This window comes from Sphingomonas echinoides, assembly GCF_029623395.1.
GTDB lineage: Bacteria > Pseudomonadota > Alphaproteobacteria > Sphingomonadales > Sphingomonadaceae > Sphingomonas > Sphingomonas echinoides_A.
Window position 1 is genome coordinate 103,172 of sequence record NZ_JAPYKK010000010.1, and the last position, 20,171, is coordinate 123,342.

Here is a 20,171-nt window from a genome sequence, read left to right on the forward strand (position 1 = left end):
GGCGTCGCTCATTGGAAACCCCCGTTTCAGATCTCGTCAGATACAAGCATCGATCGGTCGATGTCTGCAATGCGCGTTCGACCGCACAGTGCCATTGCCACGCGCATTTCGGCTTCGATCAACTGGAGCATGTGCGCAACGCCCGCTTCGCCATCCGCGGCGAGCGCATAAGCCCAGGCGCGTCCCAGCAGGACACCCTTTGCGCCCAAGGCCAGCAGCTTCACGACGTCCAGGCCCGAGCGCACGCCCCCATCGGCCAGCACGGTGAGCGCGTCGCCGACCGCGTCGACGATCGGCGGCAGTGCATCCGCGGTGGCGGGGACGCCGTCAAGCTGGCGGCCGCCGTGGTTCGACACGACGATCCCGTCCGCACCGGTCTGCGCCGCAGCGCGCGCATCGGCCGGGTCTAGGATGCCCTTGATGATCAGCGGCCCCTTCCAGTGCGACCGGATGAAGTCGAGTTCGCGCCAGGTGACGCTGGAATCGAAGTTGGTCCGCATCCAGCCGAGGAAATCTTCGAGCCCGGTCTTGTCGCCCAGCGCGGGGGCGACGTTGCCGAGATGATGCGGACGACCGCGCAGGCCGACGTCAACCGCCCAGTCGGGGTGCGCTAGCGCTTGGCCGAAGCGTCGTGCGGCGCCGCGCAAGCCGGGCGCCCCCGCCAAACCGGATCGGTAATCCCGGTAGCGCGCGCCCGGCACGGGCATGTCGACCGTGAACACCAGCGCCGAACAGCCGAGGTCCTGCGCCTCGTCGAGCAGCGCCCGGACCAGCCCGCGGTCGCGGATCATGTACAGCTGGAACCAGAACGGCGCCTTGGTCGCGGCGGAGACTTCGGCGAGCGGACAGACGCTGACGGTCGACAGGCAGAACGGAACGCCCGCCGCATTGGCGGCACGAACGGCCTGCACTTCGCCGCGCCGGGCGTTCATGCCGGCCAGGCCGATCGGTGCGAGCATTACGGGGAGGGCCTGATCCATCCCGAACACGCGGGTCGTCAGGTCGATCGACGACACGTCGGTCAGCACGCGTTGGCGCAACGCAAGCTGTTCGAGCACCGCGACATTCCGGCGCAACGTGACTTCGGCATACGATCCGCCGTCGAGATATTCGAACAGGAACGGCGGCAGGCGGCGTTGCGCGCGGGCCCGATAGTCCAGCACTGCTGCGGCTTTTGCCATTCTGCTCCCCTAGCGGATACTGCGCTCGAGCAGTTGACGCCTATCCGCGCGTCTGGTCCCTTCGTTCACCTATGGGCAATCACTTCACTGGCGCAAGCGTCAATGCGATCCCTCCCGATCGTACCACCGCATTGTGTGCGGGACTTTTGTCTGGAGAAAGCGGTAGCGTCCGGAAACGTGCGGAAAGACCGCGCCACGGGGAGAGGAAAGAACCATGACGATCGAACCGTTTAAGGCGGTAGCGTGCATCGCGCTTGCAGGCATGGTGCTTGCCGCAATACCCGTCTCGGCGCAGTCGAGCGACGTGCCGCACATCGTGTCGCGGAACGGACGTCATGCGCTGATCGTCGACGGGGTACCGTTCCTGATGCTCGGTGCGCAGGTCAACAATTCAAGCAATTACGCGTCGGCGCTTCCCAAGGTATGGCCGATGCTCGACCGGATCCACGCCAATACGGTCGAGGTGCCGGTCGCGTGGCAGCAGATCGAACCCGTTGAAGGGCGGTTCGATTATGGCTTCGTCCAGACGTTGCTGGAGCAGGCGCGTGCGCACGACAAGCGGCTCGTGCTCCTCTGGTTCGGCGCGTACAAGAACACCGGCCCCGGCTATGTGCCCGATTGGGTCAAGCAGGATAACCGGCGCTTTCCGCGCATGAAAAAGCCGGACGGAACAGACCATTACGTGCTGTCGCCGCATGCGAAGACGACTTTGGAAGCGGACAAGCGGGCGTTCCTGGGGCTTATCACTTATCTGCGCGACCATGACCGGCAGAACACCACGATCCTGGTGCAGGTGGAGAATGAGACCGGCAGCTATGCGGTGCCGCGCGATTTTGGCCCGGCGGCGCAGAAATTGTTCGAGGGACCGGTGCCCGCAAAGCTCGGGCGCAAGGGGACGTGGGCGCAGGCCTATGGCGCGCAGGCGGATCGGGCGTTCAATACCTGGTATACCGCGGCCTATTGCAACGCGCTGGCTGTGGCAGGAAAGGCGATCAAGCCATTGCCGTTGTACGTTAATGCGGCACTGTCGGATCCGTTCAAAGTGCCCGCGCCGACGGCGGTAGCGAGTGGTGGGCCGCAGCAGGACGTGATCGAGATCTGGAAGGCGGCGGCACCCGCGATCGATTTCGAAGCGCCTGATATTTACGAGCGGAAGAGTGCGAAGGTGTTCGCCTATCTCGACGCCTATCGCCGGGCCGATAACCCATTGGCAGTGCCCGAGATTGGCAATGCGGCGGAATATGCGCGCTATGCCTGGGCGGCGTTCGGGCGCGGGGCGATCGGCTTTGCGCCGTTCGGGATGGATGACACTGGCTATACCAATTATCCGCTGGGCGCGAAGACGCTCGACGACGCCACGCTTGATGCATTTGCCACGCCATATCAGGTGTTTGCAGGGATGCAGCGGGCATGGGCGAAGATCGCGTTCGAACATCCGACGTGGGGCAGCGCCAAGCCCGACGACGGCACGCCGCAATCGACCACGCTCGGCGGATGGAAGATCACGGCGAGCTATGGCGAGTGGCAGTTCGGGCACCGCACCGACACGTGGATCAAATCCGAACCGCCCGCCTGGGCTTCGCAACCGATCGGTGGCGCGGTCGTCGCGCAAATCGCGCCGGATCAGTATCTTGTGGCGGGCGACCATGTCCGGGTCGACTTCACGCCGGGGGCAGGCGCCCCCAAGAACGCGCTGATATTGCGCGTCGAGGAGGGGCGGCTCAGCCCAAGTGGGTTCGTGGTCGACCGGGTGTGGAACGGGGACCAGACCGATTACGGGCTGACGTTCGTCGATCGGCCGGTGCTGTTGCGCGTGACGACGGGGCGGTACGAATAGCGCCGGAGCGCGTCAGCCCTGGTCGGAAAGCGCGTAAATCTGCGTCGTTTCCGTCCATTTCGTGCCAGGTTTCGCGCAGGGCAACGCCTGTTGAAAGCGATTCATCAGCGTTTCCCACGCGATTACGTCCGGATTCGCGCCGTCGCTCGCGGCCTTGGCGGCGGGGTCGTAGTCCGGCCCCGTTTCCATCAGCATCACCAGCCGATTCCCCGCGCGGAAAATCCGCATGTCGCGGATTCCGGCAGCGCGGATGCTCGCGGTCACCGCGGCGGGCACATTGCCCGCCGCGTGCCACCGTTCGTACTCGGCGATCCCGGCGGGATCATCCTTGAGGTCGAGCAGCAGGACCTGTTGCATCAGTCTGCCGTGACTTCCTGGCGCTGTTCGCCGAGCTTCTCGATCCCGAGCGTCATCACGTCGCCCGCCTTGAGATAGACCGGCGGCTTCTGGCCCATGCCGACGCCGGGCGGAGTGCCCGTCGTGATGACGTCGCCGGGGTGGAGCGTCATGAACTGGCTGAGGTAGCTGACGAGGAACGCGGGCTTGTAGACCATCGTCGCGGTGGTGCCGTCCTGATAGCGATGGCCGTTGACCTCGAGCCACATGTGCAGCGCGTCCGGATCGCCGACTTCATCGGGGGTGACCAGCCACGGGCCGATCGGGCCGAACGTGTCGCAGCCCTTGCCCTTGTCCCAGGTGCCGTGGCGTTCGAGCTGGTATTCGCGCTCCGACACGTCGTTGATCAGGCAATAGCCTGCGATGTGCGCGGGGGCGTCCGCCTCCGAGACGTATTTGGCGGCGGTGCCGATGACGATGCCGAGCTCGACTTCCCAGTCGGTCTTGGTCGATCCGCGCGGGATGCGGACGGTGTCGTTGGGGCCGACGATCGCGCTGGTCGCCTTGGTGAACAGCACCGGCTCGGGCGGGACGGTCATGCCGCTTTCGGCGGCGTGATCGGAATAGTTGAGGCCGATGCACAGGAACTTGCCGACCTGGCCCACGCATGCGCCGAAACGCGGATTCCCCTCGACCGGCGGGAGCGTCTCGGGGTCGAGCTTCGCCAGATCGGCGAGGATCGTGGGCGAGAGCGTGGCGCCGATCACGTCGGGGATTTCACCCGACAGGTCGCGGAGCGTGCCGTTGGCGTCGATCAGGCCGGGGCGTTCTTCGCCTGGGGTGCCGTAGCGAACTAACTTCATGGGGAAACTCCTGGGAGGTGGTCTCTAGGCTCCGTCATCCCCGCCTTCGTGGGGAGGACGAAGGTAAGGGGAATGCGGGGTGTAGGAAAGGAAGGACGGAAGGGGGCGTCGTACCGAAGCCTCAGTTGATCCAGCCGCCGTCGATGATGTGCGCCTGACCCGTGGTGAAGGCAGATTCGTCGCTGGCGAGGTACAGCGCCAGCGCGGCGACTTCCTCGGGGCGGCCGAGCCGTCCCATTGGCTGTCGCGCGGTGAAATCCTTGCGGGCCTGGTCATAATCCCCGGTATCGCGCAGCCGCTGCTGGAGCGAGGGGGAATCGACCGTGCCGGGGCAGATCGCGTTGCAGCGCACCCCGCGCGCGACGAAATCCGCCGCGACCGCTTTGGTCAGACCGATCACCGCCGCCTTGGTCGTGCCGTAGGCAAAGCGGTTGGGGATGCCCTTCACCGAGCTCGCGATCGAGGCGACGTTGACGATGCTGCCTGCGCCGCGATCCAGCATCAGCGGTAAATAGGTGCGGATCGTGCGGTACATGGCGGTGACGTTAAGGTCGTTGGCGAACGCCCAGCTGTCCTCATCGCACTCGAGGATCGTGCCGTTGTGGACGACGCCCGCACTGTTCATCAGCACGTCGACCGGGCCGGTCCGCCCGGGCAGGGCGGCAACCGCGGCGGCATCGCGCACGTCGAGCGCAAAGGTCTCGCACGCGAGCCCCTCCAGCTTCGCCGCGTCGATGTCAGTCGCGATGACGGTCGCGCCTTCCGAAAGAAACAGTTCGGCACTCGCGCGGCCGATGCCTTGTCCGGCGGCGGTGATGAAGACGGTCTTGCCGTTCAGTCGTCCGCTCATGCCGCCTGCCTCCGCGGCAGGCAGGCGGGACCGACGGGTTCGAAACTCTTGTAGGTCAAGATAAACTCCTGGTGGCCAAGCTCTTCGGACACGCTGCGTTCGCCCGCGGCGACGGCGAGCGTCCGTTCGTAGATTTCGGTGCCGACCTCCTCGATCGTCGCGGCACCTTCGAGGATGCGACCGGCGTTGATGTCCATGTCGTCCGCCAGCCGCCGCGCGGTCTCGGGGTTGGCGCAGATCTTGATGATCGGCGAGATCGCCGAGCCGACGACCGATCCCCGCCCGGTGGTGAACAGGTTGATGTGCGCGCCGCACGCGATCAGTTCGACGATCTCGGCATTGTCCGAGATGTTGGGGAAGCCGAAGCGCGGCTCGCCGTCGGGCACGACGTCGAGCATGTAGAGCCCGGGCGAAGGGGGCACGTCGCCGGGCTTGACGATTCCCGAGATCGGCGAGCTGCCCGATTTGGAATAGGCGCCCATCGACTTTTCCTCCTGCGTCGTCAGGCCGCCTTCGGCATTACCGGGGGCGAAGCTGCCGAAGCCGAGGATCGTGTAATAGCGTTCGGCCTTCTCGACGCTCGCGATCAGTTCCGCGCCTAGCTCGGGGGTGATCGCACGATCGGACATGATCGCCTCGCACCCGACCAGTTCACCGGTTTCCTCGAAGATGCAGGTTGCACCCTCCGCGACGAAGCGATCGAACGCGCGCCCGACCGCGGGGTTGGCGGTGATCCCGCTGGTCCCGTCCGACCCGCCGCAGATCGTACCGATGACGAGTTCGCTGGGGGCCATCGGGATGCGTGGGCCGGCATCCGCAATCGCCTTGACGCGCGCGACGGCGGCGAGCCCCGCGGCGATGGTCGACGCGGTGCCGCCGTTCTGCTGGATCACCAGCGTCTCGACTGGGCGACCGCTGGCGGCGACCGCGGCGGCGAGGCCCTCGCGGTTGAAGCTCTCGCAGCCAAGCGAGATGATGACGAGCCCACCGACATTGGGATGCGTCGCGATCGCCTTCATCACCTTGTCGGCATAGCTGTTGGGGTAACAGCCGGGGAAGCCGATCAGCTGGATGTCGGGATCGTCGCTCTTGTCGACGATGCGGCGCGCGACGTGATGCGCGCATTCGACCAGATAGGCGACGGCGACGACGTTGCGGATGCCCTTGCGGCCGTCGGTGCGGGACCAGGCTGAAATCATGACTCGCTACTCCGTTCGAGCGTGTCGCGCATGTGCGACGCGATATAGTCGCTCTTCATATTGTGCAGATGGACGTGGTCGCCGGCGGCGGCGGGGGCGGTCATCGATCCGATCGGGGCGCCGTATTTGATGACGGTCTCGCCAAGGCTCAAGGCCCGGCGCGCGATCTTGTGGCCGACCTGCACCGCCATCGGGACGATAACCGCGACGCCGTCGATCGGGACGGCGTCACCGGGCGCGATCGCGGCGGTGACGACGAGGATATTGTCGTTGGGATGAAGCAATATGGCGGTCATGAAGCGAAGACGTCCGATACGGGAGTGAGGGTGGCAGTCAGGCGGTCCCACAAAGCGTCGGGGATCGGCCATTCGGCGAAGCGCACCGTTGCCTCGACCTGGTCGCGGCCGACCAGACCCGGGATCGTGCTGGCGACGACCGGGTTGCGGCGTGGGAACTGGAGCGCTGCGGCGGGGAGGGGCACGTCGAATTCGGCGCACGCGTCTTCCAGCGCGGCCACGCGCGTTACGACGTGGGGCGGTGGGGGCGCGTAGTTGAAATGGCGCGCGCTGCGGCTGCCCTCGACCAGAATGCCGCTGTTGTACGGGCCGCCGACGACCAGTCGTGTTCCGCTTGCCGCGCATCGCTCGATCAGGGACAGGGCGTCGTCCTGTTCGAGCAACGTGTAGCGACCCGCGAGCAGGATGATGTCGAACTCGGCGGAGTCGAGCACTTCGTGGCAGACGGCGACCTCGTTGACGCCGATCCCGATCGCGCCGATCGCGCCTGCGTCGCGCAGGACCCGGAGCGCGCGATACCCGCCATCGAGGAAATCGGCCATGTGCCGCGCGGCGGCGTCGCCGTGGGTTTCCACCCCCAGGTCATGCGCGAACAGGATGTCGATCCGGTCGCGTTTTAGCCGCCCGAGGCTCTCCGCATGGCTGCGCAGCACCGCATCATGCGTATAATCGAACACGGGTTCGAGCGCGGGGGCACCGACGAAACCGTGGCGTTCGGTCGCGTCGCTGTCGGTCGGTTCGAGCAGGCGGCCGACCTTGGTCGAGATGAGCGCATGGCCTTCGGGGTCATGCTCCGCGAGCGCGACACCGAGCCGAGTTTCCGCGAGGCCGAAGCCGTAATGCGGGGCGACGTCGAAATAGCGGATTCCGGCATCGAGCGCGGCGGCCACCGTCTCGGTCGCGACATGGTCGTCGACGCGCCGATACAGGTTGCCGATGCCCGCACAGCCCATGCCGATCGGGGGAAGGGTGATCATGCGGGCCTCCGCAGGTGAAACAGGCCGAACGCGAGCACGACCAGGAAGCAGGCGGCGGGGACGAGCATCGCGCCCACGATCGATCCGCCGGCGTCGGACACCAGCCCCATCACCGCCGGGAACACCGCGCCGCCGACGATCGCCATCACCAGCAACGCCGATCCGGCCTTGGTGCGCGGGCCCAGCCCGTCGACGGCTTCGGCGAAGATCGTCGGGTACAGGATCGACATGAAGAAGCTGCTGCCGACCAGCGCCAGCACGCCGGTCATGCCGCCGACGACCCCGGCGATCGCGCAGAGGATTGCGGCCGCCGTCGCGAAGATCGCGAGGAGCAGGAGCGGGCGAACCCGTCCCATCAGCGCGACGCCGACGAACCGGCCCACCAGGAACGCGATCAGCGACGCGGTGAGATATCCCGCCGCGGTGGTCGCGGGAGTGCCAGGGAGAACGGTCTCGACATAGCGGATCAGGAAGCTCCAGACGCCGACTTGCGCGCCGACGTAGAAGAATTGCGCGAGCACCCCCATCAGGAAGCGCGGCGAGCGCAACAGCCAGGCGAAATCGGACGCGGCGCCGACGCCTTCCTCGACATCGGGTTGCGTCGCGATCGGCGGGAATTTCGCGAGGCGAATCAGCACGGCCCAGACCAGCACGCCGATCCCGATGAAAAGATAGGGCATCTGCACCGCCGCCGCTGCCTGGGTGCGGTCGAGCTGTTCGACGGTGCTGTCCGACAGGATGAAGGCGCGGCCGACCAGCACGCCGGTGATCGACCCGAGCGGGTTGAACGCCTGTGCAAAGTTCAGCCGACGCGACGCCGTCTCGGGGCTACCGAGCCGCGCGATCAACGGGTTGGCCGACGTTTCAAGGAAGGCGAGGCCGCTTGCGATGATGAACAGCGCGGCGAGGAAGGCGGGATAGCTGAGCGCGCTCGCGGCGGGCCAGAACAGCAATGCGCCCGCGCCGTAGAGGATCAGCCCGAGCAGCACCGCCGCGCGATAGCCATAGGAGCGCATGAACAGCGCCGCCGGAATGGCGAGGCAGAAATAGCCGAGATAGAAGGCCGACTGCACCAGCCCCGCGCCGAAGTCACCGAGGCTGAACAGCCCCTTGAAGTGCGAGATCAGCACGTCGTTGAGATTGTTCGCGACGCCCCACAGGAAGAACAGGGCGACGATCAGGACGATCGGCACCGCCAGTGACGCGCGCGTTGTTTCCGTCCGGTTCATGCAAAATCTCCATCGAGCCGGATTACGGGGACGAACCCGCCAGCGGGTTTGGGCGGTAGATCGATATGCAGGCCTGCAGCGTCGCGGCGATAGCGGACGGGGCCGCCGCCCAACAGCGTCGCGCGTTCGATCCCCCCGGGCGCGCGGCCAAGCGCGAGCGATTGCACCGTGGCGGTGCCGCTCGGCCAGCCGAGGAAGAGTACGTACAGCGCACCCTTGTTGGTGGTGAAGCGCACGTCGCGTGCGGTGAAATCCCCCGCGCCCGCTTCATTCTGCATGCCCGGTTGGAGCTTGGTCGGGCCTTCGCCATAGCGTCGCCACGGGCGCGATCCGAAGATCGCCTCGCCGTTGACCGCGGTCCAGTCGCCCATTGCGTCGAGGATCTTCTCCTCCTCGCCATCGATCGCGCCGTGGCCGGGCTGCGGCACCGACAGCAGCAGATTGCCGTTCTTGGAGACGACATCCGCGAGCCGCTGGACCACTTGCTCGGCGGTCTTGTAGCTTTTGTCGTTAAGCCGCGCGACGTTGTAGAACCAGTCGCCGATGCAGGTATCGGTCTGCCACGGCTCGTCCCAGATATGGTCGGTAAAGCCGCGCTCGACATCCTGCACCACGCCGAAGCGTTCGTGCGGCTTCAGCTGCTTGGCGAACAGCGCGACGTCGATCTTGCCTGACCAGCCGATCGAGCGGTTGTAATAGTCCGCCGCCGCCTGCAGCCCGATCGGGCCGAACGGCAGGCCGTAATCGTCGAAATAGACGAGGTCCGGCTTGTACTTGTCGACCAGGTCGGTCTGGCGGAGCAGCCAGCGCGTGACGTAGCGCGGGTCGTCGGTCGGGCCGGTCTCGATCCACTGGCCGTCGTTCTTTTCGTGCCAGTCTTTCATCGCTGGGATCGTGTCGATCCCGTCGGGCATCACCGCATGGCCGCCGGTGTAGAGTTCCTGCGGGTCGAGCCCGTCCCACCACTGGCCCTTGCCGTCCGCCTTGCGCAGCCGGAACGCATCATAGCGGTCGCCCTTGCGCGGCCCGGTCGGGTCGTAGCCATACGCGGTCTGATACCAGTGCCAGCTGTGTGCGGAATGGTTGGACACGCCGAACTTGAGCCCGGCCTTGCGCGCCGCTTTCTCCCACGTGCCGACAATGTCGCGCTTGGGGCCGACGCGCATCGAATTCCACGCGTGATACCGGCTGTCGAAGCAATCGAGATTGTCGTGGTGGTTCGCCAGCGCCATGAAATAGCGCGCGCCGACCTTCTTGTAGCGCGCGATCAGCGCGTCCGGGTCCCAGCGGTCGGCGGTCCACAGGTGCTGGATGTCCTTCATCCCCGCAACCGACGGATGGCCGTAGGTCTTGAGGTGATGCTCGTACATCGGGTGGCCCTGCATATACAGGAAGCGGCCGTACCAGTCGCCTTGCTCGGGAACCGATTGCGGTCCCCAATGCGACCAGATCCCGAGCTTCGCGTCGCGAAACCAGTCGGGATAGCGATAGTTGGAGACAAGCGACGGCCAGGTCGGCTGGACGGGGCCGCGGGTCAATCCCATAGGGCTCTTCGCCAGCGCGGCGTGCGCCAGCGGGGACGCGGCAAGCCCGGCGAGGATCGACCGGCGGGTAAGCGCGGCTGGCGTCACGTGCCGAGCGCTTTTGCGACCGCAGCCAGCGTGAGCGGGCGCATCGCCGCATAGCCCTGCGGGGTCGGGTGGACGCCGTCGCTGGCGTAGCCGGGCTTCATCGCGCCGTCGGGGGTAGCGAGCGCGGCGTGATAGTCGACATAGGTAAAGCCGTTCGCCTTAGCATAGCCCTGCAACCAGCGATTGAGCGCGGCGATCTGGGGCACAGGCTGTTTGTCGGGGCGCCACGGGAAGGCGGCGGCGGGCGGGACCGAGGCGAGGATCACCTTGATCCCGTGCGCCCGCGCGAGTTCGGCCATGCTCTGGATATTGCCTTCGACCGTCTCGATCGTCGCCGCGCCGGTGTTGCCCGCGATGTCGTTGGTGCCCGCCATGATGTGGACCGCCTGCGGCTTGAGCGCGATCACGTCGGAACGGAACCGGACGAGCATCTGCGGGGTGGTCTGCCCGCTGATCCCGCGATCGACCATTCCTTTGGTGAACAAGTCCGGATCGGCGCGGATCCAGTTGTCGGTGATCGAGTCGCCCATGAAGACGACCCGCACCTTCTGTCCGGCAAGCGACCGATTCTGGACAGCATAGCGGCAATATTGGGCGAAATCGCGCGCGAGCCGGTGGAGGTTGGCCATCTGGGCTCCTGTCGCGCCGTCAGGGGCGGGGTGCGAGACGCAAGGCTCCGCGACGATGCCGACCGGATCGCTCGCATAGGGATCGCCCGGTATGGCGGTCTGCGCGTAGGCGCCGGTCAGTGCCAGCATCGCCAGCCCTCCTGACATCCATGCGGAACAGCGCATCTCCACCTCCTCCAGCGTCGAGCCGCGACCCGACCCTGTGAGGAGCAAGCATAAAGACTACATTTATATATGAACAGCAACTTTCGCGGACGGAATGGATATTCAGACCGGGAAGACCGCCTTGCTCGTTCCGAAGGCCATGAACAGCTCTGGCCATTTGGACGCAGGTTTGCCCGGGGGAAGCCGTGTGCCGAAGCCATGCCCGCCGCCTTCGAACACGTGCAGCTCGGCGGGGCGCGCGGCGGCGTGCAGCGCGGTGAACAGCGCGATGCTGTTGGCGACCGGCACCAGATCGTCATCAGCGGCATGCGCGAGGAAGATCGGCGGGGTCGTCGCCGTCACGCGCGTTTCCACCGAGGCGGCATGGCGGAGCGCGACGGGCGCGTCCTTGCCGAGCAGCGAATCGCGTGATCCGCCGTGCGTGAACGGCGCCTCCAGGCTGACCACCGGGTAGATCAGCCCGGCATAATCGGGCCGCGCCGACTCCCGGTCGATCGCGTCGGTCGGCGCGTACGTCGCCTCGTCATGGCGGGTCGCGAGCGATCCCGCGAGATGCCCGCCCGCCGAGAAGCCGAGCGTCGCCACGCGCGCGGGGTCGATCCCGAACCGGGTCGCCCCGGCACGGATCGTCCGCATCGCCCGCTGCGCATCCTGCAAGGGCACCAACGCGCGATCGTTCCAGCCTTCCGCCGGCAAGCGATATTGCAGGATGAATGCCGTGACGCCTAGCGCGTTGAGCCACGCGGCCTGTTCCAGCCCTTCGTTGTCGTAGGACAGGAAGCCATAGCCGCCGCCGGGTATCACGAGCACCGCCGAACCGTTCGGGCGAGCGGGGCGCTTTACGGTCAGAACCGGGCTCAGCACCCCGCGCAGCCACCGATCCGGGTGGCTCGGGTCCTTGCTGCGCTCTTCCACGCTCGGCGTAATCTTGCTGCGGCGATCGCCGGGGATTGCCGTGGGCCAGAGCGGGACGATCTCGTCGCGCGACGGCTGCGCTGGGAGCGGGGCGGCGGCGAGGGTGCAGAGCGCGGCGCTCCCGATCAACAGCGTTCGGCGGGTCGGATCGGTCGTCGGCATGGCTGTCCCTTTCGCGTGATTGCTTGATGTACCGTCAGGCCGCGCGGATTGTCGAACGGATGTGTCCGAACACGAAAAACCCGCCGTCTCGGTGGAGACGGCGGGTGGTGTTTCGATCCGTGCCGATCAGGCCTTCTTGCGCGCGCGCTTGGGGGCGGCGGCGGCGGCGGTGTCCTCTTCCTCGTCAGGCGAGTCTTCGCCCGCTTCGGTGAGCGCCTCGCCCAATGCCTTCAACTTCTCCTGCGACGAATCCGCCTTCTCGGCGATCTTGGTCGTGGCCATGCCGAGGCGGTGGAGCAGCGCATGAACTCGGTCGGCGTCGGGTTCGTCGCGCTCGAGCTGCTTGCGGAGCGAGCCGAGGTCGCGGAGAATGCCCTTGGCGCCCGACGTGTCCACGTCGGCCAGCGCGGCTTCCCAATCCTCGATCATGTCGGCGCCCTTGGTCGCCTTGGTCGTATCAAGACCGCGATTGATCGCATTCATCGTTCCGGCGAATTTAAGAGCCATGTTTCCATCTCCGACGTGCCGTAATGGCGAGCGATGAAACGACAGGGTGCGCGTAAAATGTCCGCGCTAAGCCTCGGTATTCGCATTGATAAGGATCAGTCACCCGCGCCGGGCCGCAGCGTTGGGAAGCGTGTATCCACCGGCCCTGGACGTCGTGGCATCCTTATTGGCCGACGGGCAAACGAACCCGTGGCGTCGGCCCGCACGAATCCCTAGATCGTACGCAATGTCCGATCCCAATGCCCCGACCCGCTTCAACGAAGACAAGGCCACCTTCACCGTCCGCGGCAGCGACGCGCCCGATATCGAGGCGGGGGTTGCCGCGATCCGCAACGTATTGGCGACGCTGCCGATCCGGCCGGGTGTGTACCGGATGCTCGATGCGCGCGGCGACGTGCTGTACGTCGGCAAGGCGCGCGCGCTCAAGAACCGCGTGACCAACTATACGCAGGTCGACCGGCTGTCGAAGCGGCTCCAGCGGATGGTCGCGCAGACGCGGTCGATGATGATCGTGACGACCAACAACGAGGCGGAGGCGTTGCTGCTCGAGGCGCAGCTGATCAAACGCTATCGCCCCGCGTACAACGTGCTGTTGCGCGACGATAAGAGCTTCCCGTTTATCCTGTTACGTGCGGATCATGCCTATCCGCGGATCCAGAAGCATCGCGGCGCGCGGCGCGCCAAGGGCAATTACTATGGGCCGTTCGCGAGCGCGGGGTCGGTCAACAACACGCTGAACGCGTTGCAGAAGCTGTTCCTGTTGCGCAGCTGCACCGACGGTTTCTTCAAGAACCGCGACCGGCCGTGCCTGTTGTACCAGATCAAGCGGTGCTCGGCGCCGTGCGTCGGGCGGATCGACGAAGCGGGCTATGCCGAGCTTGTCGCGGACGCGAAGGCGTTTCTCGGTGGCAAGTCGACCGAGGTGCAGGCCAAGCTCGGCGCGCAAATGCAGATCGCCGCGGAGAACATGGACTTCGAACTGGCCGCGATCATTCGCGACCGGCTGCGTGCGTTGACGTTCATCCAGGGGAGCCAGGCAATCAACGCGGAAGGGCTGGGCGACGCGGACATCTTCGCGATGGCGTGCAAGAACGGCGTGATCGGGATCCAGGCGTTCTTCATCCGGGGCGGGCAGAATTGGGGGCATCGCAGCTTCTTCCCCGCGCATACCGCGGACGTTCCCGAGGACGAGATCTTCTCGGGCTTCCTCGCGCAATTTTACGAGGAGGTTCCGCCGCCGCGGACAATCCTGCTCGACCGTGAGTTGGACGAAGCCGCGCTGCTCGGCGAGGCATTGGGCGCGCAGGCGGGGTTCAAGGTCGCGCTGTCGATGCCGCAGCGCGGGTCGCGGCGGCAGTTGCTCGAACAGGCCAAGCGCAATGCCGAGGAAGCGCTCGACCGGCGCCTTGCGGAGAGCACGACGCAGGCCAAGTTGCTGCGCGAAGTGGCGGAGCTGTTCGACCTGCCCGAACCGCCCGATCGGATCGAAGTGTACGACAACAGCCATATCCAGGGGACTAACGCGCTGGGCGCGATGGTCGTCGCGGGGCCCGAGGGGTTCCGCAAGGGCCAGTATCGCAAGTTCAACATCAAGAACCCCGATACGATCCCGGGCGACGACTTCGGGATGATGCGCGAAGTGTTCGGGCGTCGCTTCGCGCGGGCGCAGGCGGACGACCCCGATCGCGATTCGGGTGACTGGCCGGATCTGGTGCTGATCGACGGCGGGCGCGGGCAGCTCAATGCGGTGAAGGGCGTGCTCGAGGAACTGGGGATCGAGGATGTGGTTCTCGTCGGGATTGCCAAGGGGCCGCACCACGGCCGCGACGGGCGCGAAGTGTTCCACATGCTCGACGGGCGCGAGTTCCAGTTGCCGGTCAACGCGCCGGTGCTGTTCTACCTGCAACGCCTGCGCGACGAGGTTCACCGCTTCGCGATCGGTGCGCACCGGGCGAAGCGTGCGAAGGCGATCGGCGCGTCGCCGCTGGACGACGTGCCGGGCATCGGTCCGGCGCGGAAGAAGGCGTTGCTGATGCACTTCGGCACCGCACGGGCGGTGCGCAACGCGAGCCTTGCGGACCTGCAACGCGCGCCTGGGGTCAGCGCGGCGGTGGCGCAGCAACTGTACGATTTCTTCCATACGCGTTGAGCCCGTTTGCATTCCTGGCGAGCTGTCGTCCGAGGTTGGGGCACCTGCTATCTTCGAACGATAGGCAGATCGGGCGATTGCGCGCATAGGGGACCCGACGGCCATCGTATCGGCCGCGGAACGGTTTCGTTATGGAGCTGTGTAAGGCGTAGCCGCATGAACGTTCTGCAGGGACTTAAACGACGGGCAGGGACCGTCCCGTGGCGGATCGCCGCCACCCTCGCGCAGACGCGAGTCATCCACGCCGCACGCCAGCGCCGCTACGACGCCGACCGCGCACGGCACCGGGCCCGCTTGCCCGGGCTGACTCCGATCGTGGCGGAGATCGTTCACGGTCTGGAGGCGGATGGCGTGTTCCAGACCGATCTGGCGACGCTCGGCCTCGATGGTTCGGCGGCGATGGTCGCCGATGCGTCCGCGCTTGTGGCCCGCTGGGCGGATCGGTTACGCGCGGAAGCCCGCGCGGGCCAGGAATTCCTGAAAGTGCCGCCTGCGGAGATTGCCGCGAACCCCGCGATCTACCAGTTCGGGCTGCATCCCGTGCTGCTCGATCTCGCCGAAGCCTATCTCGGCCTGCCGGTCGCCTATGACGGGGTGAACCTGCAATATACGGTCGCCGACGGGCGCGCGGTGTCGACGCGTAAATGGCATCGCGACCGGGAGGATCGCCGGATGATCAAGCTGGCGGTGTATCTGAGCGATGTCGATGCGGACAGCGGGCCGTTCCAGTTGCTGCCGGCGGACGGCCCGGTGGCGGATGCCGATGGTCGGCACGATCGCTTCTATCTCGACGATCGCGAGGACAGAGAGATCGACGGGCGGATCCTGGGTGTCCATCCGATCACGTGCGAGGGGGTGGCGGGTACGGTGGTGGTCGCCGATACGGCGCGGTTCTTCCACCGTGGCAAGCCCGCGACGGGGGGCGATCGTGCCGCCTTGTTCTACAGCTATTTCGCGCGCGTGCCGCAGCGGCCGTATTTCTGCTACCGCTCGGGGTTGTCGCGGCACGATATCGCGGCGCTGACCACCGACTTGTCGCAACGCCAGCGCGACGCGGCGGCGTGGCGGCAGCGCCTGCCGTTGCCGTGGCGGCTGATCCCGCCGTCGCGCGTGTAACCGGCGGCGCGTTGCCGCGGACCGCGCGCGTCGTTCAGGCCCAGCCTTCCAGCACCTGATCCGGCGGGCGATGGCCGTCCGCCCACATGCGGATGTTGGTGATGACCTTCTCCCCCGTCGCCAGCCGCCCCTCGAACGTCGCGGAGCCCATGTGCGGGGTCATCACCACGTTGGGGAGCGCGAGCAGCCGCGGGTCGATCTGCGGTTCGTGCTGCCACACGTCGAGCCCGGCGCCCGCCAGCCGACCGTTTTCGAGCGCACCGACCAGCGCATCCTCGTCGACGATCCCGCCGCGCGAGGTGTTGATGACATAGACATGCGGCCGAAGCAGCGCGATCCGATCCGCGTCGATCAGCCCCTCGCTGTCCGGGTTGCGCGGGGTGTGGATCGTCAGCAAGTCGATCGTGCCGAGCATCTCGTCGAGGTTCGGGTGCCATTGCGCCTGGAGCTCGGCCTCGACCACTTTGGGCAGGCGGTGGCGATTGTGGTAATGGATCGACAGCCCGAACGCGCGTGCACGCCGCGCGACCGCCTGGCCGATCCGCCCCATGCCGAGGATGCCGAGCGCCTTGCCGCCGATCCGGTGGCCGAGCATCCCGCCGGGCGTCCAGCCCTGCCATGCGCCCGACCGGACCAGTTTCTCCCCCTCCGCGAGCCGGCGCGGGACCGACAGCAGCAGCGCCATCGTCAGGTCGGCGGTATCCTCGGTCAGCACGCCCGGCGTATTGGTGACGAGGATGCCGCGCGCGCGTGCCGCCTTGAGCGCGATGTGGTTCACGCCCGCACCGAAATTGGCGATCAGCTTCAGCCGGGGGCCGGCTTGTTCGATCAGCGCAGCGTCGATCTCGTCGGTCACGGTGGGGACGAGCACGTCGCACTCGGCCATCGCGGCGGCGAGCTCTGCGCGCGAAAGCGCGACCGCGCCGCGGTGAATGCTCGCGTCGAACAATTGCTCCATCCGCTGCATCACCGCATCGGGCAATTCGCGGGTCACGACCACGCGCGGGTTGGGGACACGTCTCGTCTCAGCCATGCGGCATGGCTTGGCGGAGGCTCCGCGCGGCGTCAACGGGTGTTGAAGCGCCGCATGGAAACGCGATAAGCGCAAGGGATGATGCATGACCACAAGACGATGCGGATCGGGGGGCGCGCTGCGCTGGTGATCGGGGCGATGGGCATGGGCGTGGCGGCGTTCAGCCCGGCCGGCGCGGCGATGGCCGACCGCAAGCTGCCGTTCTACGCCTCGGTCGGCGCGAAGAAGGCGCGGATGCGGACGGGGCCGGCGCGCACCTATCCGGTCAGCTGGCTCTACCAACGCGCCGACCTCCCGGTGAAGGTGATCGGCGTGTTCCAGCGGGGCCAGTGGTATAAGGTCGAGGACCCGAGCGGCACGCAGGGCTGGATGATGGGCGGACTGGTGAGCGAGACGCGCACCGCGCTGGTCACGGGCGCGGTCGCCGAACTGCGCGACCGTCCGGATGGCGACGGGCGGATCGTCTGGCGCGCGGCGCCCGGGGTGGTCGGGCGGCTGAGCAAATGCGCCGGCGGCTGGTGCTATTTCGATGTCCATGGGCGGGGCGGGTTCGTCGAGCAGATGCGGGTGTGGGGCAGCGAAGCGGGTGAATCGCTGCCGTGAGCGCGCGGGGCGGGCGCGACTGGACGATCCGGCGGGACGACCTGACGCACCCGGACGTGCTGGCGTTGCTCGACCTGCATCTGCGCGCCGCGCATGAGAACAGCCCGCCGGGAAGCGTGTTCGCGCTCGACGCAAGCGGGTTGCGCGATCCGGCGGTGACGGTGTGGACCGCGTGGGAGGGTGACGTCCTGCTGGGGATGGGCGCGCTCAAGCAGCTCGATCCGACCTGGGGCGAGGTGAAGTCGATGCGCACCGCGCCCGCGCAGCTGCGCCGCGGGGTGGCGGCGGTGCTGCTCGACCGGCTGATCGCCGAGGCGCGGGCGCGGGGGTGTCGCCGGTTGAGCCTGGAGACCGGCTCCAACGCGCCGTTCGCCGCCGCGCATGCGCTGTATCGGCGCGCGGGGTTCGTGGAATGCGCGCCGTTTGGCGATTATGACGATCTTGTGTTTGCGCAATACTTTACCATGGATCTCGCGGAGGCCGCCGGGGGGCGGGGCGCGGAAGGTTAGGGAAAGTCAGGCGGAATCGCTGTGCCTGCGGCGCTGTTCCGGGAGGCGAGACTGCGGGGCCGATGCTGTCAAAGAGCGTGTCCTTCCCGCTACGCCGTGCCGCGGTTGTAGGACAGCCGGTCAGTCGGGCGCGCACCGATGCGCTTTGCGAATTGTCCCTGCTTACAGATCACTGCCGATCGCTTCGGATAAAACGGGCTGGACGAATCGGAACATATAGGGAACAAGTGGCGCATGACCCAGCCAGATTGCGCCCTGATCGCCCACGCCCTCCTGACCAGCAGCGGCTTCGCCCGAGTCGGATTGACCGCCCCGAGCGAACGCATCCGCGAAGCCGCTGCCGCCGAACTGGCGCGCACGATCGTGTGCGCGCTCGAAGGGTTCCCGGGCGATGGCGACCCGCGCCAGATGGCGCTGCCGCTTTGAGGTGGGCACGGTAAAATTCCGGACGCTGTTCGATTTCACCCGGCACCAGATGAACGTCGGCTGCGTCTGCGGTTCCTGCGCGCATCAGGGCGTGGTGCATTGCGACCGGCTCGCGCGGTGGTGCTTCCTCAAGCGGTTGCACGGGACGGTCGATGCGCTGCCGGGGTTTTTGCGCTGCTCGCACTGCGGCGGGCGACCGATGCGGATCCGCCCCACGCCGCTGCCGCCGACCTTTCCGGACTGGGGGGCGGACGAGGCGGCGTGGAAGCGGATGCAGCGGCGGTTGCGGGGGTGAGGGGGGCTTGGGATGTTGTTTAGTATTGGTGGGGAGCGGACCGTCCGCTTTTTGCGGTGTCGCGGAGATAGCTGACATCTCGTGGTGCTACTGCCGGTCTCGAATTTAGAAGCTTGATGGTGCGGAGTACAAAGCTCAGGATGGTTGTCGCAGTCGAGGTGGAAGCGTGCCAACCGGACTGCTTAAAACTGGAAATTGCGCTTCCGTTGGTCAACCGCGTGCATCGACTCATCAGTGCCTCACGCGAAATGTAAAGGAGAAGCTATGAAGCTGAATCTTTGCGTTGCGACCAGCGAGCCAAACGGGAAGACCTTCCGAGCGGACTTCGGGATCACGATCCCCGTAGCGTTGTTTGCGATGGTATTTCACCTGTTTGGTTGGTTCTGATGTAAGGTGGGCGGCCCGGCAGCGGGTCGCCCATTTCTGGAACAAGCGGAGTCCCATGAGCCTCAAACGAATCAAGTCATTGATCAAAGTAGCTCCGACTACAAAATGTCGCTGGGTAAGAGTGCGCGCTACCTATAGCGGCTCGCAATGATGATCGATTGGAACTGCAATAAAGGGCAATTTCCCGCTCACATTGCGTGAGACGGATCGATGCGGGAAACGTACGCACCGTGATACAGAAATTATATTCGGTGCGACGGACGCGCAATGCTGATCCGCCCGCTCCCGAACGGCAAAAAGTGGTGGAGAGCAGACATAGCCGCTACCGTCAGCAGGAATTGGCTGCGTCGCCACAGATTGAGTCTTTGTCTCGCGTCGCCGCTAAACCGGCGGTTTGGCAAGTTCCTGGATTACTCCGCCAACGAATGCGGAGAGGAGCCCCGCTCCGAGCAGGATAGTCGCCATGTAGATTGCCCAGTCGTTGCGCGGATCGATGATCGCGTCGGGTTTACACAGAAGAGCAGCAACGATGGCTGATCCAGCCAATCCAGAGCTCATAGACAGCGCTGAAGCCCTAGCGCTCCAACGCGCTGCTGTCCCGGTGCCTCGATACATATCGCGAATGACTGGCCACAGCCGCCAACCAATTAACGTTGCGGGCGGTAGGCAGATAACTGCTAGAGTGGCCATCCCGAAATTTGGGCCGGCGCCAAACCTGATCGATGCATATGTAGTCGCCAGACCGTTAAGGCCCGCAAAAGTCAAAACTATAAACGCAAAGATGCGTGGCGTTAGAGGGTCAGCTTGCATCGTAACTCGCTACTCTCGTGATGCGTATGAGCCAAGCAGCCCAGTGTCACCATGGCTGCTTCTGGG

General features: G+C 66.2%; 20 protein-coding genes. 7 read left to right on the top strand and 13 right to left on the bottom strand.

Features of this window, described 5'->3' with window-relative positions:
- Positions 1–26: 26 nt before the first annotated feature.
- Entirely contained in the window at positions 27–1,181 is a 1,155-nt protein-coding gene (gene lldD / locus QBJ92_RS08390) for an FMN-dependent L-lactate dehydrogenase LldD (protein ID WP_277969231.1), read from the bottom strand.
- A gap of 214 nt (positions 1,182–1,395) precedes the next feature.
- Between lldD and QBJ92_RS08395 the strand changes: the two genes are divergently transcribed.
- Positions 1,396–3,018 carry a DUF5597 domain-containing protein gene (locus QBJ92_RS08395; protein ID WP_277969232.1) on the top strand — a complete coding sequence of 541 codons (1,623 nt, stop codon included), beginning with the start codon at positions 1,396–1,398 and terminating at the stop codon, positions 3,016–3,018.
- Between the two features lie 12 nt (positions 3,019–3,030).
- On the opposite strand, the gene QBJ92_RS08400 is transcribed toward QBJ92_RS08395, so the two are convergent.
- The 11 genes from QBJ92_RS08400 to QBJ92_RS08450 all read right to left on the bottom strand — a co-directional run bounded on the left by QBJ92_RS08400 (position 3,031) and on the right by QBJ92_RS08450 (position 12,777).
- On the bottom strand, positions 3,031–3,375 hold the full coding sequence (locus tag QBJ92_RS08400) for an L-rhamnose mutarotase (RefSeq protein ID WP_277969233.1): 345 nt from the start codon (positions 3,373–3,375) through the stop codon (positions 3,031–3,033).
- Complete coding sequence (locus QBJ92_RS08405; protein ID WP_277969234.1) at positions 3,375–4,217, bottom strand: fumarylacetoacetate hydrolase family protein; 843 nt, start codon at positions 4,215–4,217, stop codon at positions 3,375–3,377. The genes QBJ92_RS08400 and QBJ92_RS08405 overlap by 1 nt, the downstream gene beginning before the upstream one ends.
- A gap of 121 nt (positions 4,218–4,338) precedes the next feature.
- The gene (locus QBJ92_RS08410) at positions 4,339–5,067 is read right to left on the bottom strand and encodes an SDR family oxidoreductase (protein ID WP_277969235.1); all 729 of its coding nucleotides are present in this window, start codon (positions 5,065–5,067) and stop codon (positions 4,339–4,341) included.
- Positions 5,064–6,266 (bottom strand): UxaA family hydrolase, encoded by a 1,203-nt coding sequence (locus QBJ92_RS08415; protein WP_277969236.1) that lies wholly within the window; start codon positions 6,264–6,266, stop codon positions 5,064–5,066. The genes QBJ92_RS08410 and QBJ92_RS08415 overlap by 4 nt, the downstream gene beginning before the upstream one ends.
- Positions 6,263–6,562: a UxaA family hydrolase gene (locus QBJ92_RS08420; protein WP_277969237.1), complete on the bottom strand. Its 300-nt coding sequence runs from the start codon at positions 6,560–6,562 to the stop codon at positions 6,263–6,265. The genes QBJ92_RS08415 and QBJ92_RS08420 overlap by 4 nt, the downstream gene beginning before the upstream one ends.
- On the bottom strand, positions 6,559–7,539 hold the full coding sequence (locus QBJ92_RS08425) for an aldo/keto reductase (RefSeq protein ID WP_277969238.1): 981 nt from the start codon (positions 7,537–7,539) through the stop codon (positions 6,559–6,561). Before QBJ92_RS08425 ends, QBJ92_RS08420 begins: the two co-directional genes overlap by 4 nt.
- Positions 7,536–8,768, bottom strand: a complete 1,233-nt coding sequence (fucP, locus tag QBJ92_RS08430) for an L-fucose:H+ symporter permease (RefSeq protein WP_277969239.1) — start codon at positions 8,766–8,768, stop codon at positions 7,536–7,538. Before fucP ends, QBJ92_RS08425 begins: the two co-directional genes overlap by 4 nt.
- A complete protein-coding gene (locus QBJ92_RS08435; protein WP_277969250.1) occupies positions 8,765–10,312 on the bottom strand; it encodes an alpha-L-fucosidase in 1,548 nt (515 codons plus the stop codon). The genes fucP and QBJ92_RS08435 overlap by 4 nt, the downstream gene beginning before the upstream one ends.
- A gap of 83 nt (positions 10,313–10,395) precedes the next feature.
- Entirely contained in the window at positions 10,396–11,157 is a 762-nt protein-coding gene (locus tag QBJ92_RS08440; protein WP_277969240.1) for an SGNH/GDSL hydrolase family protein, read from the bottom strand.
- A gap of 138 nt (positions 11,158–11,295) precedes the next feature.
- A complete protein-coding gene (locus QBJ92_RS08445) occupies positions 11,296–12,270 on the bottom strand; it encodes an alpha/beta hydrolase (RefSeq protein WP_277969241.1) in 975 nt (324 codons plus the stop codon).
- 126 nt (positions 12,271–12,396) lie between these two features.
- The gene (locus QBJ92_RS08450) at positions 12,397–12,777 is read right to left on the bottom strand and encodes a hypothetical protein (protein ID WP_277969242.1); all 381 of its coding nucleotides are present in this window, start codon (positions 12,775–12,777) and stop codon (positions 12,397–12,399) included.
- Between the two features lie 226 nt (positions 12,778–13,003).
- Between QBJ92_RS08450 and uvrC the strand changes: the two genes are divergently transcribed.
- Positions 13,004–14,926 carry an excinuclease ABC subunit UvrC gene (uvrC, locus tag QBJ92_RS08455; protein WP_277969243.1) on the top strand — a complete coding sequence of 641 codons (1,923 nt, stop codon included), beginning with the start codon at positions 13,004–13,006 and terminating at the stop codon, positions 14,924–14,926.
- Between the two features lie 156 nt (positions 14,927–15,082).
- Positions 15,083–16,042, top strand: a complete 960-nt coding sequence (locus tag QBJ92_RS08460; protein WP_277969244.1) for a hypothetical protein — start codon at positions 15,083–15,085, stop codon at positions 16,040–16,042.
- A gap of 34 nt (positions 16,043–16,076) precedes the next feature.
- Here QBJ92_RS08460 and QBJ92_RS08465 read toward each other — a convergent pair whose 3' ends face one another.
- Complete coding sequence (locus QBJ92_RS08465) at positions 16,077–17,075, bottom strand: 2-hydroxyacid dehydrogenase (RefSeq protein ID WP_277969245.1); 999 nt, start codon at positions 17,073–17,075, stop codon at positions 16,077–16,079.
- 99 nt (positions 17,076–17,174) lie between these two features.
- Here QBJ92_RS08465 and QBJ92_RS08470 point away from each other — a divergent pair, with 99 nt between their 5' ends.
- The 4 genes from QBJ92_RS08470 to QBJ92_RS08485 all read left to right on the top strand — a co-directional run bounded on the left by QBJ92_RS08470 (position 17,175) and on the right by QBJ92_RS08485 (position 18,908).
- Positions 17,175–17,678 (top strand): SH3 domain-containing protein, encoded by a 504-nt coding sequence (locus QBJ92_RS08470; protein WP_277969251.1) that lies wholly within the window; start codon positions 17,175–17,177, stop codon positions 17,676–17,678.
- Positions 17,675–18,187: a GNAT family N-acetyltransferase gene (locus QBJ92_RS08475; RefSeq protein WP_277969246.1), complete on the top strand. Its 513-nt coding sequence runs from the start codon at positions 17,675–17,677 to the stop codon at positions 18,185–18,187. Before QBJ92_RS08470 ends, QBJ92_RS08475 begins: the two co-directional genes overlap by 4 nt.
- Before the next feature lie 234 nt (positions 18,188–18,421).
- Positions 18,422–18,613: a DUF6771 family protein gene (locus tag QBJ92_RS08480; protein ID WP_277969247.1), complete on the top strand. Its 192-nt coding sequence runs from the start codon at positions 18,422–18,424 to the stop codon at positions 18,611–18,613.
- A 1-nt stretch (position 18,614) separates the two neighbouring features.
- Entirely contained in the window at positions 18,615–18,908 is a 294-nt protein-coding gene (locus tag QBJ92_RS08485) for a hypothetical protein (protein ID WP_277969248.1), read from the top strand.
- Positions 18,909–20,171 lie beyond the last annotated feature (1,263 nt).